Source organism: Bradyrhizobium sp. LTSP849 (genome assembly GCF_000938255.1).
Lineage (GTDB): Bacteria > Pseudomonadota > Alphaproteobacteria > Rhizobiales > Xanthobacteraceae > Bradyrhizobium.
Window position 1 is genome coordinate 230,839 of the sequence record NZ_JYMR01000055.1, and the last position, 16,314, is coordinate 247,152.

Here is a 16,314-nt window from a genome sequence, read left to right on the forward strand (position 1 = left end):
TCAAAGTCCGAGATAGGCAGTGCGTACGATCGGGTCGTGCGCAAGCGAGGTGCTTTCCGCCTCGCGCACGATCTCGCCTTCCGCGATCACGTAGCCCCAGGCGGCGCTTTGCAGCGCCATGTTGGCGTTCTGCTCGGCGAGCAGGATCGAGATGCCCTGCTGATTGAGCCGCCGGATGATGGCGAAGATATCCTGCACGACGCGTGGCGCGAGACCCATGGACGGCTCGTCGAGCAACAGCAGGCGCGGCCGCGACATCAGCGCGCGTCCGATCGCGAGCATCTGCTGCTCGCCGCCGGACAGCAGCCCCGCCGGCTGGTTCAGCCGTTCGCGCAGCCGCGGAAACATGTCGAACACCGCGTCCATGTCGGCTTCGACCCTGCGGTCGCGACGGGGCCACAGGCGGCGGAACGCACCCATCTCGAGATTCTCGCGCACGCTCATCGGCGCAAAGACGCGTCGGCCCTCCGGCACCAGCGTCACGCCGAAATCAAGCCGCGCCGAGGCCGACCGCCCGGCAATGTCGTTGCCTTCGACCAGGATACGTCCGCTGCTTGGCCGCAACAGCCCGGCCAGGCAGCGCAGCAACGTGGTCTTGCCGGCGCCGTTCGCACCGATCAGGCAGACCGACTGGCCCGCCGCCACCCGCAGCGAAATCCTGTGCAGCACGGAGACATGGCCGTAGCCCGCCGAAAGCGCGTCGACCTCAAGCATGCTCGGCCTCCCCGAGATAGGCCGCGAGCACGTCGGGATGGCGGCGCACGCTGTCGGCATCGCCCTCGGCGATCCGCATGCCGTTGTTAAGCACCAGGATGTCGTGCGAGAGCGACATCACCATGCGCATGTTGTGCTCGACCAGCAGCACCGTCATGCCGTCCCGGTTCAGGGCGGAGATGATCTTGCCGATATGCTCGGCTTCCGCTTGCGGCAAGCCGGCGGCGGGTTCATCGAGCAGCAGCAGCCGCGGCTCGCTTGCGAGCGCACGCGCCAACTCCAGCACCTTCATCTGGCCAAAGCCGAGATCGCCGGCAACAACATCCGCCTTGCCGTCGAGCTCGAAACGCGCCAGCAGCTCAAGCGCCGCATCCGCCATCGCCCGATTCTCTGCGCGTAGCGACGGACCGTGCAGCAGCGCGCCGATCACCCCCGCGCGGCCGTGCATATGCCGCCCGGTCATGACATTCTCGAGCACAGTCATTTCGCGGAAGATCTGGAGATTCTGGAAGGTACGGGCGATGCCGAGCCTGGCGCGACGAAATGTCGGCATGGCGTCGATACGAACGCCATCGAAGAAGATTTGGCCCGAGGTCGGGCGGGTCACGCCGGCGATCATGTTGAACAGCGTGCTCTTGCCGGCCCCGTTCGGCCCGATCACCGCCTTGATCTCGCCGGGGCGAACCTCGAAGCTCAGATCGGCGACGGCACGCAGCCCGTCGAAATAACAGTTCAGCGCTTCGGTGCGGAGCAGGGGCGCGGTCATGAACGCCTGCTTGCGAGCCAACGGCGCAGGATCGCCGGCAAGCCCGCGATCCCGGTGGGCGACGCGATCAGCACGACCAGCATCGCGAAACCGAACAGCATCAGCTCGGCGTCTTCATATTCGAGCAGAAGCGGCGGCACGGCGGTGAAGATCAATGCGCCGAACAGCGGTCCCCAATAGAGTCCGCTGCCGCCGATCGCAACCATCACCACCAGCAGGATGGAGTTGGAGACGCTGAATGTCTCCGGTGATGCGAATTGGTTGACATGGACATAGAGGCTGCCGGCGATCCCGGCCATGCCGGCGGAGAGCACGAAGACCAGAAGCTTGGTTCTGAAGCTGTCGATGCCAACGGCATCCGCACCCAGCTCGTTGGTCGCGACCGCTCGCAGCGCGCGGCCGGTGCCCGAGCGCAGCAGGTTGAGGATGGCAAGCATGACCAGCAGCGACACCAGCCAGAGCAGCGGAAACTGGCGCGCGTCGGTGTCGAGCGCGAAGCGGCCGAACGCAAAGGGGCGGACGCCCAACAGGCCGTTGGGACCGCCGGTCAGGTCGATCAGCCGGTTGAACATCACCACCAGAATGGCGTTCCAGCCGAGCGTTGCCATCGACAGATAGAGCCCGCGCAGGCGCAGTGCCGGAATGCCGATGAGCAGCGCCGCGAGCCCCGTCAGCAGTGCCGCCGCCGGCAGGCCAATCCAGGCGCCCAGTCCGAACTTCACGCCGAGCACACCGCTCACATAGGCGCCGAGCCCGTAGAAGCCGGCATGCCCGAGCGAGATCTGTCCGCCATAGCCCATCAGGAGATTCAGGCTCGCGATCAGGATGAGATTGATCAGCATCATGTTGGCGAGCGAGACGAAGTAGGCATTCGGTGCCGCGAACGGCACCACCAGCATCGTGAGCCACACGATCAGCAAAAGCCGGTGATCCGACAGGATCGCAGCCGTCCGGCCCGGCGACCGGAGCTGCGGTCGGGACACCGCCTCCACCGGAGGCGATGATAACGAATCGGATTTCGCGCGAGCCAGGACCATCCGGTCAGACCTTGATCACGTCGGCACGGCCGAGCAGGCCCGACGGACGCGCGAACAGGATGAGAAGCAGCACCGTAAAGGCGATCGCGTCCTTGAAATCGGAGGAGATATAGAAGCTGCCGAACGCCTCGAGGAGGCCGAGCGCGAGCCCGCCGACAACGGCGCCCGGCAGGCTACCGACACCACCGAGCATCGCTGCGCTAAAACCCTTGAAGCCGAACATGGCGCCTTGGTCGTAGGAGGACAGCGTCAGCGGCGTGATGATGGCGCCGGCGAGCGCGCCGGCAAAGGCGGCGATCGCGAACGAGAGCATCACCGTGGTCTCGACGCGCACCCCGACGATGGCCGCCGCGTCGCGATCGGCGGCCGCCGCACGCAGCGCCTTGCCGAGCATACTGCGCTCGAAGAACAGATGCATCGCGAGCAGGAAGGCGAGCGTCAGACCGATGATCCACAGCGTCTGGGTCTGCACCGCGACGCCGCCCAGGACCAGCGTCGACACCTGCGAAAAGCCGGGATAGCCGACCGGCTTCTTGCCGAGCACCAGCATGACCAGGCTGCGCGTGCAGATCGCGAGCCCGATGCTGACGAGCGTGATCAAGAGCGTATTCGGCCGCCGCAGCGGCCAGATCACCAATCGTTCCGATGCGATACCGGCCATGATGACGATCACCACCGCGAGGGCGCAGGCCAGCCCGATATTGCTCGTCGCCGCAAACAGCAACGCCGAGATCATCCCGCCCATCACCACCCATTCACCCTGAGCGAAGTTCATCGCACCCGTGCTCTTGAACACGACGTTGAAGCCGAGGGCGATGAGCGCATAGATACTGCCTGTACCAACGCCTGCGACCAGCAACTGAAGGATGGTCGTCGTCATGGCGCTCAGAACGTCCGCATGCGGTTGGATTCGAACAGGGGCAGGACGACCCCGAGTTCGGCAAGCTTGGCCCGCGCATTCGCGGTGTAGGTTACCAGCGTATCCTCCTCCGCCGCACGCGGCGCACCGCCAAGGCCCGCGGACGCCGTCAATGCATCGGCCTCGGCCTCGACGGCGGCATGCTCGGGCGCGAGCCACGGGCAATGATAGCCCTTCAGTTCGGTCTCGCGCACATGCGCGGCCAGTTCGTCGGCGATGAGCGCACGGTCCTTGGAGCTCCAATGCGGCGCGCGTGAATCGAGATAGAGCCAGCCGAACGCAGCATGGCGCTCCTTGTCGGCGATGACCCGATCGAGCACGGACTTGATGGTGGGGTTGCTCGCGCAGGCGCGCCAGGTGCGGCAAAGCTCGAGTTCGAGGCCGTCCTCGAATGCCGCGAATGCGGCCACGTAACTGTCGAGGTTCTGGTTCGCGTCCATCGCGCGCCGGTGCAGATTGCGGTTGAATGTTGCTTCGTAAGCGCGGTCGGCCGGCGCGGCGATCCGGCCGCCGAACGCCTCGGCGAGCCGGTCGAAACACTCGACATGCCAGGCTTCCTCTGTGTTGCGGACCGTAAGATAGAACTTTGGATCGACCTCGCGGCCGACCTCCATGCAAAAGCGCATGAGGAGCGCGGGCGTCTCGGTAAGACCGGTCGCCTCGGCCCAGAGCCTGCGGCTCCAGGTACGCCGCGCGGCCTGCTGCACCGGCTCGTCATATTGCGCGGGATCGAGCGCTTTCCAGTCGACGTCGCGATGCGGATTCCAGCGGCCGGCTTTGCCGGTGTCGTAGAGTTCCCGGATCTCCGGGAGCGTCACGTTCAGCTCGAGCGGGAAACGCCGCTCGATCAACAGGCGCGACGGCGGCAAGGTCGGCTTGACCTGATGCATGGCCCTCTGCACGTCAGATCGCCCCGAGCTTGTCGTGATGGAACGGGGGCAGATTGATGCCGAGCGGCTTCATCTGGTCGCGGATGCGCTGCACGGTCGCGACGAACACCGGCTTCTCGGCCTCTTCCACCGTTGAGCCGAGCCCGGCCTCATAGGTGATGCGATCGGCCTCGACCTCGGCCAGCGAGGCCGGGTTTTCCGGCGCGAGCCAACTCGAATGGTAGCCGTTGAGCTCGACTTTCTCCATCATGGTGATGACCGAGTTCTCGATCATCGTCTTCTGCTCCGGCGTGAGCGTCTCGCAGATCGCCTCGAGGAAATACCAGCCGAAGGCGCAGTGGCGCGATTCATCCCGCATGATGAAGCGCACGATCTGCTTGGCGACGGGATCACGCGTCACGTCGTCGAGATGCTTGAACACGTCGAAGGCGATCTCTTCCGCGGTGCAGACCAGCGCCGCGATGATGCCCTCGAGCGGCACGTCCGCATTCAGCGTCGCGCGGCGAACGCCGTGGGTCGACACCGAACCTTCGAACAATTGCTGCACCGGCTTTTCGATATAGCCGCCGAGCTTCTCCGCCATGGTGTGGCAGACCTCGGCGTGGCGTGCCTCCTCCTGCGAACGGATGGTAAAGAAAAGCTGCATGTCCGAGGGGCGGTTCTCCAATCCAAAGCGAAGCTGGAGCGAGGGGCTCTCCGAAATCGCGCCGTACTCGCTCCAGGCGCGACGGCTCCAGTATAGCCGCGCGGCGTAGCGCTGTTCTTCGGTGTAGCTCTCCGGCTTGAGCAGGTCCCAGTCCACGTCGGTCTTCGGATCCCACTGGTTGCGCGTCGCTGCGTGAAACAGCTCGCGAATCCGCGGCAGGTCCGAATTGAAGGTCAGCGGGAAGCGGCTTTCGGGCGCATCGAGCAGGGTCTGCACCATTTCGAAAGCCTGGTCTTGCGACATATCACGCGAGAGTGCCATGGCATCCTCCTTCCTGTTTTGGCTTATTCGTAGTCGGCGAGGTTGAAACGGCCGTCTCGCCAGTTGATCAGCACGATGTCCTTTTTCGACAGGCCGGAGTGACGCTCCGGCGAGAAGCTGAACACGCCGCTCATGCCCGCGAAATTCTTGACCTGCTCCATGCCCTGCGGAAGCTTGGAGACGTCGCCGCCGACCTTGCTCAGCGCTTCCTTCGCCAGCATGGCCGCGTCGTAGGATTCCGCAGCGTAGAGACTGGCCGCGCGGTTGAAGCGCTCCTGATAGGAGCGGAATAGCCGGAGAATGCCCGCCTTGAGCGGATCCTTGTCCGGAAGCTGGTCGCCGACCGGGAATTTCAGGCTTGCGAGCAGCACGGATTTCGCGGCATCGCCGGCGAGCGTCATGTAGTGCGACGAGACGAAGCCGTAGCTGTGAACCAGCGTACGGCTGTCGAGACCGAGCTGCTGCGCCTGCTTCAGGAATACGACGCCGGCGGGCGTGACGGTCCAGCAGATGATCGCTTCCGCCCCGCTGTCGCGAATGCGGGTGAGCTGCGGCATCATGTCGGTGTCGGCGGGGTCGAACGACTCGTAGGCAACGTCGAGGTTGCGACGCGGGCCGACCTTCTTCATCTGCGTGACGGCGCCCTGGCCGAATCCGCTGGTATCGGCGATCAGCGCCACCTTCTTGATGTTCTTCTTGGCGAAATAGTCGGCGATGCGCTCGAGCACGTCCTCGTCGTCGACCGTGCTCTTGAACACCCATTTCCGCTCGGCGACCGGCGTGACGATTGCAAGCGCTCCCTCGCTCGAAATGAAGGGAATGCTGGCGGATTCCGCCATCGGCGCCATCGCGAGCGCAATGCCGCTCATATTGCCGCCGCTCAGGATGAGCTCAACCTTGTCCTGGCTGATCAGGCGTCTGGTGGCGGAGATCGCCTTCTGCGTCTGGCTTTCGGCATCATAGAAGGTCCATGCGATCTTGCGGCCGCCAATGCCGCCCGCGGCATTGATCTCGTCGACGGCGAGCTGCAGGCCGGCCTTCATGTCTTCGCCGAGGAACGCGGCTGGCCCGGTGACAGAGAGGATCGACCCGACACGCAGCGGCTCGTCCGCAGCCCAGCCGGGCTGAATGCCTGTTGCGGCGAGCGCGGTGCCGCCCATGAATTGCAGGAAATTGCGTCGTCCCAGATTCACGATACCCCTCCACTCAAATGGACGCCGGGCGGCGTCCTGATGCCCGTCGTTCAATCGTCATGCACGCCGCTCTTGTCGATCTCACCCGCGGGCGCCTTGCCGTCGCGCGACAGCGGCATGCTCAACGAGTAGCGCACGAGGTCGCCGCGATGGACGGTATGGCCCGCCATCACCAGGCGGCCGGTCGCATCGCGATAGCGAAGCGTGCGCGTCAGCACCGGTGCGCCGGCGGCAAGATGCAGGTATTCAACCTCCTCGGGACCGGCGATGCCGGCCTCGATGCCGAAGTCGCCGCTGCGGAGCTCGACGCGTTGCCACAACAGATGCAGTGGCGAGGCGAGGGCCGCGCTCTCATCCCAGTCGGCGACGAGATCGGCTGGCAGATAGCGGTAGTCGATGGCGACCGGCACGCGCGCGGCAGCACGCGTCCGCTTGATAAAGAGAACGCGGGCGCCGACCTCGACTTCGAGCGCGGCAGCAATCTGATCGTCGGCGCCGCAGCGCTCGAAAACGAGAAGCGTGGGTTGAATTGGCGTGCCGGCAGCTTCCCACTGCCGCATGAAGTCCATGCCGGGTCCGAACCGCTCTTCCAGCTTGCGGACGGCAACGAAGGTGCCGAGCCCGCGGCTGCGGGTGAGCATGCCCTCGCGGACCAGTTCGGACAGCGCCTGGCGCACGGTGTCCCGGCTGACGCAGAACATCTCGCACAGCTCTTCGTCCGAGAAGAAGCGCCGGTCCGGCTGCTCCCAACGCAGGATCGTCCCGATAAGCCGTTGTTTTATCTGGGCATAGAGTGGGAGCGGCGACGTCCGGTCAAGCGGGGGATTGACCCAATCCGCTTCCAGCACCGGCAAGCTATCGCTCACGTCCTGCATCGCACTAACCATATCGTCGGCCTCTAATTGAATGATTGTCTGCCTAACCATACAATTGCACAAGCGGAAATTTGCGCCAGCCTCTGTTTGATGATGCGTCATCTTGTGGCGGCCATGCGGCCAGCAGCCTTTGCGCAGCATTCTCTGTGCATTGCGGCATGGCCGCTAGGCGCACGCGCGCTTTGCCATTATCCTGCAATTGGCGTCTGCAACACTGCGACGCAGCGAACAGTTCGGGCGATGTCCTTGCAATTGAAAAGGTCGGTACGGATCAGGGTGGGGCGGCTCGTCGCCCTCGCCTATCTGTTCTGCGTGCTCGCGCCGGCTGCAGCGCTCGCTTGGGGCAGCGGTCCCGCGCCGTGCCTTGATGATGTGCTGTTGGCCAATCTCGTGCCGGTGCATCATCAAGTGGCGGCGAGCCACAGCCATGACGGCGACGTGACGCACGACCACGCCGGCATGCATGCACATCACAAGGCCGCCGCGCAGGACACACCCGCTCCGCATCATCATGACGGCAAGGGCAAGGCGGGCCCGTGTTGCGCCATGATGCGCGTGAGCGCGCTGCCGGCCGATCTCCCCAGCGTCGCCAAGCCCGTCCTGCCGATCTCCGCCTGCACGCCCGAGATCGTTACCAGCCTGCGCAGCGAGGCGCCGCCCCTGCTCTACCGCCCTCCCATCGCCTGACCTGACACGACGATTTGAGGCCGCGCGCATCAAGCGCGCGTGCGCCTTTGGTCATCTGACAGATCAGGGATGAATCATGCTTACGCTTTCCGGGGCGAAGTTCGCCGCCGAATCTTCGGCGCGTGGACGACATTCTCTATTTAATTGGCCGTTTCTGGCTGCGGTTGCGCTGGCGCTGTCCGGCTGCATGCCGGCAACCACACCGATAGTCGGCGCCGATCCTGCCGATCCCGCGGCCAAGGCCGCGCGTGCCGGCTATCGCTCGACGATCGCGCCTTACGCGAGCCTGCGGCCTGCAACGCCGGCGCCCTGGCGCGAGCGCAACGACGCCACCGCGCCGCAGCCCAAGCAAGACCAGTAGGAGCGCGCCATGGCACACCATTTTGCGCGCAGCTTGCTCGTCTTTGCTGCGTTCGGTCTCTCTGGTTGCGCCGCGTTCTCGCCGGACGGCGGCATGAATGCGGTCTCGGAGCTGACAAGCCAGACCATCAACAAGGACGTCGCCTTCGTGCGAACGGCCGAGGGGGCCGGCGCAGCCGACGATCGCGTTCGCAACTTGCTCTCGCGAACGCTGAGCCTCGATGCTGCCGTGCAGATCGCGCTGCTCAACAACAGGGGGCTGCAAGCGGCCTATAACGAACTGGCGCTCGCCGAGACCGATCTCGTCGAGCAGAGCCTGCCGCCCAATCCGGTGTTCTCGGTCTCCCGCATCAGCGGCAACGGTGCCAGCGAGATCGAGCGCCAGGTAGTTGGCGATATCCTCGCGCTGGCCACGCTGCCGTTCCGCTCCGAGATCGCCCGCGACCGGTTTCGCCAGGCACAATTGCGCGCGGCGCTGGCAACGCTTCGGCTCGCCGCCGATGTGCGGCGCGCCTACGTCCGGGTCGTCGCAGCCAACGAGATGGTTGCGCTACTGACGGACGCGAAGTCGACGGCGGAATCCACAGCACAGCTTGCGGTGAAGCTCGGCGAGACCGGCTCGATCAACAAGCTCGACCAGGCCCGCGAGCAGATGTTCTATGCCGAGACCACCGCCGATCTCGCCACCGCGCGGCAGTCCGCGACAAGTGCGCGCGAAAAGCTGGCGCGGTTGATGGGACTGTGGGACGACGGCCTCGATTTCCGTCTGCCCAGCGTGTTGCCGTCGTTGCCGCGTCGGCCACAGGCGCTGCCCTCGATCGAGGCCGACGCGGTCGCCCATCGCATCGATCTCCAGATCGCGCGGCTGGAGCTGACGGCGCTGGCAAAGTCGCTGAACCTCACCGAGGCGACGCGCTTCGTCACCCTGCTCGATCTCGCCGGTATTTCCCGCCGCACCAAGGACCCGGAAGGCGCGCCGTTCCGCGAACGCGGTTTCGACGTGCAGTTCCAGATCCCGATCTTCGATGGCGGTGAGGTGCGGGTACGGCAGGCGGGGGAGACCTACAACCTCGCCTTCAATCGCCTGACCGAGCGTGCCGTGAACGTTCGCTCGGAGGCGCGCGATGCTTACCGCACCTACCGATCCACCTACGACATCGCGAGCCACTACCAGCGCGAAATCCTCCCCTTGCGAAAAATCATCACAGAGGAAATGCAGCTGCGCTTCTCCAGCATGCAGGTCGACATCTTTGCGCTACTGACCGAAGCCCGGCAGCGCCTGGCGTCGCTCCGCGGCGCGATCGATGCGAAGCAAAATTTCTTCCTCGCCCAGTCCGACTTGCAGACCGCCGTCAACGGCGGCGGCACGCCTGCGACCGGCGGGGACAATTCAACCACCATCGCCGCGGCAGCGCCTGCCGATGGCGGTCACTGACATGGAGGCCGACATGTTTTCCCGCCGAGGATTTTTGGGCACCGCCGCGCTTGTCAGCGCATCGGCCGTCAGCGGCCGCGTCCAGGCCGCATCGATTCCGGAAGCAGCGCACATGGATAAGGCGGTGATGCAGCCGCCGCTGCACCCCATCAGCGGTCCGGACTATCACCCCGTCGTCACGCTCAACGGCTGGACGCTGCCGTTCCGCATGAACGGCGACTGGAAGGAATTCCATCTCGTCGCCGAGCCGGTGGTGCGCGAATTCGCCGAGGGCATGAAGGTCAATCTCTGGGGCTATAACGGCCAGTCGCCAGGGCCGACCATCGAGGCGGTCGAGGGCGACAAGGTCCGCATCTTCGTCACCAACAAATTGCCCGAATACACCAGCGTGCACTGGCACGGCATGATCGTGCCGAGCGGCATGGACGGCGTCGGCGGATTGACCCAGCCGCACATCCAGCCTGGAAAGACCTTCGTCTACGAGTTCGAGATGAGGAAGAGCGGGACTTTCATGTACCACCCGCATTCCGACGAGATGGTGCAGATGGCGATGGGCATGATGGGCATGGTCGTCGTGCACCCCCGCGACCCGAATTTCCGCCCCGTCGACCGCGACTTCGTCTTTGTGATGAGCACCTACCGCGTCGATCCCGGCACTTACTTGCCGAAGGTCACCGAGATGACCGACTTCAACATGTGGACCTGGAATGCGCGGGTGTTTCCCGGCATCGATCCGCTCCCTGTGCGGCTCGGCGACAGAGTGCGCCTGCGCATCGGCAATCTCAGCATGGACAATCATCCGATCCATCTGCACGGCCACAGCTTTGCGGTGACCTGCACCGACGGCGGGTGGATTCCGGAGAGCGCGCAATATCCGGAGACGACCACAGACGTCCCGGTCGGTGCGGTGCGGGTGTTCGACGTCCTCGCCGACAATCCCGGCGACTGGGCGTTCCACTGTCACAAGTCGCATCACACCATGAATGCGATGGGCCATGACATGCGCAACATGATCGGCGTGTCACGCAAGGATCTCGCCAAAGCCGTCGGCAAGCTCGCGCCGGATGGCATGGCGATGGGTTCGACCGGCATGGCGATGGGCAATATGGAGATGCCCGCGCCCGACAACACGCTGCCGATGATGACCGGCACCGGCCAGTTCGGGCCGATCGAGATGGGCGGCATGTTCACGGTGATGAAGATCCGCGAGAACCTCGCGCGCGACGATTATCGCGACCCCGGCCCCTACCAATTCCCGCAAGGCACCGTCGCCTACGAGGTCGCCTCGCCGGCAGCGGAGCCGGCACGGCAGCCCGCCACGCCGATGCAGAAGAAGATGAAGATGTGAGCGTTTCGATGCACCACCAACTGGAGACCACAATGAAAAAGACGATCAAACTCCCCATTGCGCTGGTCGCGCTCTCGATCGCGCCCGCCCTCGCGCACGAGCATCACGGCCATGAATCCTTCTCGGCCGGCGAGCCCGGCGATCCCAAAAAGCCGGCGCGCACCATCGAGATCGCGTTGAGCGAGATGGCCTATGAGCCATCGAACATCACAGTGAAGCGGGGCGAGCAGATCCGTTTCGTGCTGCGCAATGTCGGCAAGGAGGACCACGAATTCCTGCTCGCCACCACAAGAGAGAACCTCGCGCATGCCGAGATGATGAAGAAGCACCCGCATATGGAGCACGACGACCCGAACGGGGTGCGGCTCGCACCGAACAAGACAGCCGAGATCGTCTGGAAATTCACCAGAGCCGGCACCTTCGAGTTTTCCTGCCTGATCCCCGACCATCGCGACTACGGCATGGTCGGCCACGTCACCGTGAAATGATGGACAGAACCATGAAACCGATCAACCGCATGACCGCAGCACTGGCCCTGACGCTGGGCCTGACCGTGAGCGCACTCGCGCAAGCCGCTTCCATCAGCGGCGAGGTGAAGAAGATCGACGAGGGCGCGGGCAAGATCACGCTCAAGCACGGCCCGGCCAAGAACCTCGGCATGGATGAGCCCATGACCATGGTCTACCGCGTCAAGGACCCCGCGATGCTCAAGCAGGTGAAGGTCGGCGACAAAGTGACCTTCGAGGCCGAGGAGGCGTCGTCGGGGTACATGGTGACGAAGATGCAGAAGGCGAAGTAGGGACGCCGGCATTTTACCATGGTCATTCCCGGGCACGCCTCTTGGCGCGAGCCCGGAATGACGACCTGGGAGGCCCGAAACACCCCGGTCTGACCTCTTGCCGCGCCTCTTGTTAACCCTTTGCTAACCATACACCGGGCAAAAATTGCCCAGTGGAGTCGAGTGTCGTCAGCCGCGTAGAACGGGAGCTCCCGTGGACGCCAGTGCGGTACCTCACTTTCGAAACGGCGGCCCTTCGGCCGCCGCGCAGACAATTGGGGCGCGTGGACGGCAGTCGCGCGGGAAGGCAGCTACCATGGTCGACGTCACCGCGGGACAGGGCGTAGGCAGTACGAACGCCGGCTTCCCCACCCTTGCCGAGATCGGCAACATCCTCAAGCGCGGCGACATCGCGCTGGCGCTCGGCGTCCTCACCATCCTGGTGGTGCTGATCCTGCCGCTGCCCGCGATCGTGCTGGACCTGTTCCTGGCGATTTCGATCACGCTCTCCATCCTGATCCTGATGACGTCGCTGTTCATCCAGGCGCCGCTGGAATTCTCCGCCTTCCCGACCGTCCTGCTGATCTCGACCATGCTGCGCCTGTCGCTCAACATGGCCTCGACCCGCCTGATCCTGTCGCACGGGCACGAGGGCACGGATGCCGCCGGTCACGTCATCGAGGCCTTCGGCAGCTTCGTGATGGGCGGCAATTTCGTCATCGGTATCATCGTCTTCGCCATCCTGATCATCGTCAACTTCGTCGTCATCACCAAGGGTTCGGGCCGTATTGCCGAAGTCGCCGCCCGCTTCCACCTCGACGCCATGCCCGGCAAGCAGATGGCAATCGACGCCGACCTCTCCGCCGGCCTGATCGACGAGAAGGTCGCCAAGCAGCGGCGCAAGGACCTGGAGGACGAGAGCGGCTTCTTCGGCGCCATGGACGGCGCCTCCAAATTCGTCCGCGGCGACGCCATCGCCGGCCTGCTGATCGTCTTCATCAACGTCGTCGGCGGCATGATTATCGGCGTGGCGCAGCAGGGCCTGTCCTTCGCCGACGCCGGTCGCAGCTACACGCTGCTGACGGTCGGTGACGGTCTCGTCACCCAGGTGCCAGCGCTGATCGTCTCGACCGCCGCCGGCCTGCTCGTCTCCAAGGCCGGCGTTTCCGGCGCTGCCGACAAGGCGCTGATGAAGCAGTTCTCCGGCTATCCGCAGGCGCTCGCGATGTCCGCGGCGGTCATGCTGGTGCTGGCGGCGCTGCCGGGCATCCCGACCCTTCCCTTCCTCGCACTCGGCACCGGCGCCGGCGCGCTCGCCTGGCACGCCCGCAACCGCAACCGGGCGACTGCCAAGGCTGACGAAATTGCAAAGAACGCGCCTGCGCCGGGAACGCCGGGTGCACCCGGCTCCGCTGCGGCGGAGGAGCCGATCTCCGCAGCGCTGAAGATCGACGACCTCAAGATCGAGCTCGGCTATGCGCTGCTGCCGCTGGTCAACGGTCCCGACGGCACCGACCGCCTCACCGAGCAGATCAAGGCGCTGCGCCGCTCGCTCGCGATCGAGATGGGCTTTGTCATGCCGGCGGTACGCATCCTCGACAACGTCCAGCTCGAAGCCAACACCTACATCATCAAGATCAAGGAGGTCGACGCCGGCACCGGCAAGATCTGGCCGAACCAGTTCATGGTCATGGACCCCGGCGGCAGCCAGGTGCAGGTGCCCGGCATCCACACCACCGAGCCGACCTTCGGCCTGCCCGCGACCTGGGTCGATGCCAGCCTCAAGGAGGAGGCTTCGCTCAAGGGCTACACCGTCGTCGACGCCGCGACCGTGCTCTCGACCCACCTCACCGAGCTGCTCAAGGCCAACATGTCGGACCTGTTGTCCTATGGCGAGGTCCAGAAGCTGCTCAAGGAGCTGCCGAAGGAGCAGGCCGAGCTGGTCAAGGACATCGTGCCCGGACAGGTCACGGTCTCCGGCATCCAGCGCGTGCTGCAACTGCTGCTCGCCGAGCGCATCTCGATCCGCGACCTCTCGACCATTCTCGAAGGCATCGCCGACTCGCTCGCCTTCTCGCGCAATCCCGCAACCATGGTCGAGCATGTCCGCGCCCGGCTGGCTCGGCAGATCTGCGCGCAAAACACCTCCTACAACGGCTATCTGCCGCTGATCGCGCTGTCGGCGCGGTGGGAGCAGGCCTTTGCCGAATCCATCGTCGGCCAGGGCGAAGAGCGCAGCCTCGCCATGCAGCCCTCAAAGCTGTCGGAGTTCATGACCGCCGTACGCGAGGCCTTCGAGCGCGCCGCCCGCGAAGGCGAAGCGCCGGTGCTGGTCACCTCTGCGGCAATTCGTCCCTTCGTGCGCTCTCTCGTCGAGCGGTTCCGCGCCCAGACCACGGTCTTGTCGCAGGCCGAAATCCACCCCAGGGCGAGGCTGAAAACGGTCGGAAGCATCTGATTTGCCTTAAGAAGCCGTGTGTTTTTTGGCCACAGGCAAATGGTTTTTGAGTTCCTGGTGCCTGGTCGACCAAATGCTGAGAGGGCGCCTCACAAGGACATTATACCTTTGAAATAATTACGAAATCGCACGATCAAGGGCTGCTTTTGATCGCGACCGATCACGTCGTGTCACGCTCTTGTGATCGCCTCTTGGGAACGAATCCCCCCAATACTAGGTTGTTGGGCATCGGAAGCATGAACCTGCCTGAACAAGGTGGCGACTACTTCCGGTAGATGGCGGCAGGAGCCTTCCATGAACCACTCGATTTACAGCGCAGATCGCTCGACCCACCTGAAGATCGTGGTCGTGGCCCTCGTCGCAGGGATCGCGGTGGCAGGCTTCGGCATCACGGCACGCTCGGGTTCGGACGACGGCCTGACCCAGACCGCCCGCGTCATCAAGGCCGGCAAGCCGGTTGTGATCACCAGCTCGAACGCATCGCTCGTTCGCTAAGGAGTTTTGACGAGTTTTTCGAATTCACGCGGCTCTTTACCAGCCCCCCAAAGTCGCCACGTGGATATGTAGACGACCCCAACCCCAAGTCGACTACAGAAAGCGCCCGCCCCCCACGGGCGCTTTCTCATGTCTGGGGTCTCGTCATCGCAATGACGGAATAGAGCCTACCGCGCCCCATAAGTTGGCGGCGGCGCCTGCACGGTCGGCGCGGCAGCGGCGAAGAGATCGTCCTTGCTGCCGGTGAGCGGCGGATAGATCCGCTTGCGGTTGATGGTCTGCTTGGTCGCTTTCGCGGCCTGACCGGTCGTCCGCACCTCGCGGTCCCACCCTTCCGTATAGAGCGCACCCCAATTGCCGAGATCGAGCACGGTCACGTACCAGTCGATCCGCAGCGGCAACATCGGTTGGCCCATGAGATCGGCCACCACATTGTGGCCGGCGAAGCGGCCCATGGGGCGGGCGAACTGGCAGGACATCACGGTCGGATGTAGCCCGTCGACCACGCTGGAGGCGACGTCGCCGGCCGCGAAGACGCCGGGCTGATCCGCAACCTGCATGAAGGGATCGACCAGGAGGCGCCCGAGGCGATCGCGCGCGCCTGGAAAACTCGCGGCAAGCGGACTCGCCCGCATGCCGGCGCACCAGATCACCGTCTTTGTCGGGATGAACTCGCCCGAACTGAGGTGCATGCCGGCGGCCTCGACGGACACGACACGCACACCGAGCCGCGTCTCGATCTCGAGCGACGACAATGCCGTCTCGATGACGGGTCGCGCGTGCGCGCCGATGGTGGCGCCGACAGTCGGATTGGGATCGACCAGGATGATGCGGTGGCTGCCCGTGACGCCGGCGCGCGCCAGCCTGTCCGGCATCTCGGCCGCGACCTCGATGCCGGTAAAGCCGGCCCCGACCACGACGACCGTCGACCGCCCCGGCGACGGCGCGCTGCGTCCGAGCAAAGTGAGATGGTCTTCGAGGCGGAGCGCCGCGGCGTAAGTGTCAACGTCGAAGGCGTGGTCAGCAAGGCCGGGAATGTCGGGCCGCATCACTTCGCTGCCGAGCGCGAGCACGAGCCGGTCATATGAAAGCATCTCCTCGCCGCTGCGCGTGACCAGCGAGATTACGCGCCGCGCCGGATCGATCGCCTCGACCTCGCTGATCCCATGGCTGACGCCGATCGGATCCAGCAATTGCGCAAGTGGAAGCGCGACCTCGCTGAGATCGACCTCGTAATTGCGCACGCGAATGTTGTGATAGGGATTGCGGTCGACGACGCGGATCTCGATGTCGTTGTTTGCGCCGATCTCGTCGCGCTGGCGGGCGGCGCCGATGGCCGCCCACAGGCCTGCAAACCCGGCGCCGAGCACGACGATACGCGCCATTTCGTCC

At 64.8% G+C, this 16,314-nt stretch carries 17 protein-coding genes; 8 read left to right on the forward strand and 9 right to left on the reverse strand.

Going from position 1 to position 16,314, the window contains the following annotated elements:
* From UB31_RS37040 to UB31_RS37075, 8 genes are read right to left on the reverse strand one after another with little or no spacing between them, the layout of a single operon-like run.
* Positions 1-714: an ABC transporter ATP-binding protein gene (locus UB31_RS37040; protein ID WP_045002829.1), complete on the reverse strand. Its 714-nt coding sequence runs from the start codon at positions 712-714 to the stop codon at positions 1-3.
* On the reverse strand, positions 707-1,480 hold the full coding sequence (locus UB31_RS37045) for an ABC transporter ATP-binding protein (protein ID WP_045002830.1): 774 nt from the start codon (positions 1,478-1,480) through the stop codon (positions 707-709). Before UB31_RS37045 ends, UB31_RS37040 begins: the two co-directional genes overlap by 8 nt.
* On the reverse strand, positions 1,477-2,463 hold the full coding sequence (locus tag UB31_RS37050; RefSeq protein ID WP_197090908.1) for a branched-chain amino acid ABC transporter permease: 987 nt from the start codon (positions 2,461-2,463) through the stop codon (positions 1,477-1,479). The genes UB31_RS37045 and UB31_RS37050 overlap by 4 nt, the downstream gene beginning before the upstream one ends.
* 58 nt (positions 2,464-2,521) lie before the next feature.
* Positions 2,522-3,397 carry a branched-chain amino acid ABC transporter permease gene (locus UB31_RS37055; protein ID WP_045014413.1) on the reverse strand — a complete coding sequence of 292 codons (876 nt, stop codon included), beginning with the start codon at positions 3,395-3,397 and terminating at the stop codon, positions 2,522-2,524.
* A gap of 5 nt (positions 3,398-3,402) precedes the next feature.
* Entirely contained in the window at positions 3,403-4,326 is a 924-nt protein-coding gene (locus UB31_RS37060) for a hypothetical protein (protein WP_045002832.1), read from the reverse strand.
* 13 nt (positions 4,327-4,339) lie between these two features.
* Positions 4,340-5,293: a ferritin-like domain-containing protein gene (locus UB31_RS37065; protein WP_045002833.1), complete on the reverse strand. Its 954-nt coding sequence runs from the start codon at positions 5,291-5,293 to the stop codon at positions 4,340-4,342.
* Between the two features lie 23 nt (positions 5,294-5,316).
* Positions 5,317-6,486: an ABC transporter substrate-binding protein gene (locus UB31_RS37070; RefSeq protein ID WP_156162923.1), complete on the reverse strand. Its 1,170-nt coding sequence runs from the start codon at positions 6,484-6,486 to the stop codon at positions 5,317-5,319.
* A 50-nt stretch (positions 6,487-6,536) separates the two neighbouring features.
* Positions 6,537-7,352: a GntR family transcriptional regulator gene (locus UB31_RS37075; protein WP_197090909.1), complete on the reverse strand. Its 816-nt coding sequence runs from the start codon at positions 7,350-7,352 to the stop codon at positions 6,537-6,539.
* Between the two features lie 249 nt (positions 7,353-7,601).
* Here UB31_RS37075 and UB31_RS37080 point away from each other — a divergent pair, with 249 nt between their 5' ends.
* From UB31_RS37080 to UB31_RS37115, 8 genes are all read left to right on the forward strand, one after another.
* On the forward strand, positions 7,602-8,048 hold the full coding sequence (locus tag UB31_RS37080) for a hypothetical protein (protein ID WP_045014415.1): 447 nt from the start codon (positions 7,602-7,604) through the stop codon (positions 8,046-8,048).
* A 76-nt stretch (positions 8,049-8,124) separates the two neighbouring features.
* Positions 8,125-8,409 (forward strand): hypothetical protein, encoded by a 285-nt coding sequence (locus UB31_RS37085; protein ID WP_045014416.1) that lies wholly within the window; start codon positions 8,125-8,127, stop codon positions 8,407-8,409.
* 9 nt (positions 8,410-8,418) lie between these two features.
* Complete coding sequence (locus UB31_RS37090) at positions 8,419-9,843, forward strand: TolC family protein (RefSeq protein ID WP_045014417.1); 1,425 nt, start codon at positions 8,419-8,421, stop codon at positions 9,841-9,843.
* A gap of 13 nt (positions 9,844-9,856) precedes the next feature.
* Positions 9,857-11,191 (forward strand): copper oxidase, encoded by a 1,335-nt coding sequence (locus UB31_RS37095; protein ID WP_045014446.1) that lies wholly within the window; start codon positions 9,857-9,859, stop codon positions 11,189-11,191.
* Between the two features lie 32 nt (positions 11,192-11,223).
* Positions 11,224-11,679 carry a cupredoxin domain-containing protein gene (locus UB31_RS37100; protein ID WP_045014418.1) on the forward strand — a complete coding sequence of 152 codons (456 nt, stop codon included), beginning with the start codon at positions 11,224-11,226 and terminating at the stop codon, positions 11,677-11,679.
* 11 nt (positions 11,680-11,690) lie between these two features.
* Complete coding sequence (locus UB31_RS37105; RefSeq protein ID WP_045014447.1) at positions 11,691-11,990, forward strand: copper-binding protein; 300 nt, start codon at positions 11,691-11,693, stop codon at positions 11,988-11,990.
* 295 nt (positions 11,991-12,285) lie between these two features.
* Complete coding sequence (gene flhA / locus UB31_RS37110) at positions 12,286-14,427, forward strand: flagellar biosynthesis protein FlhA (RefSeq protein ID WP_045014419.1); 2,142 nt, start codon at positions 12,286-12,288, stop codon at positions 14,425-14,427.
* 294 nt (positions 14,428-14,721) lie between these two features.
* On the forward strand, positions 14,722-14,922 hold the full coding sequence (locus UB31_RS37115) for a hypothetical protein (protein ID WP_045002842.1): 201 nt from the start codon (positions 14,722-14,724) through the stop codon (positions 14,920-14,922).
* Positions 14,923-15,089: 167 nt separating this feature from the next.
* On the opposite strand, the gene UB31_RS37120 is transcribed toward UB31_RS37115, so the two are convergent.
* Positions 15,090-16,307, reverse strand: a complete 1,218-nt coding sequence (locus UB31_RS37120) for an NAD(P)/FAD-dependent oxidoreductase (RefSeq protein ID WP_045014420.1) — start codon at positions 16,305-16,307, stop codon at positions 15,090-15,092.
* Between the last annotated feature and the right edge of the window lie 7 nt (positions 16,308-16,314).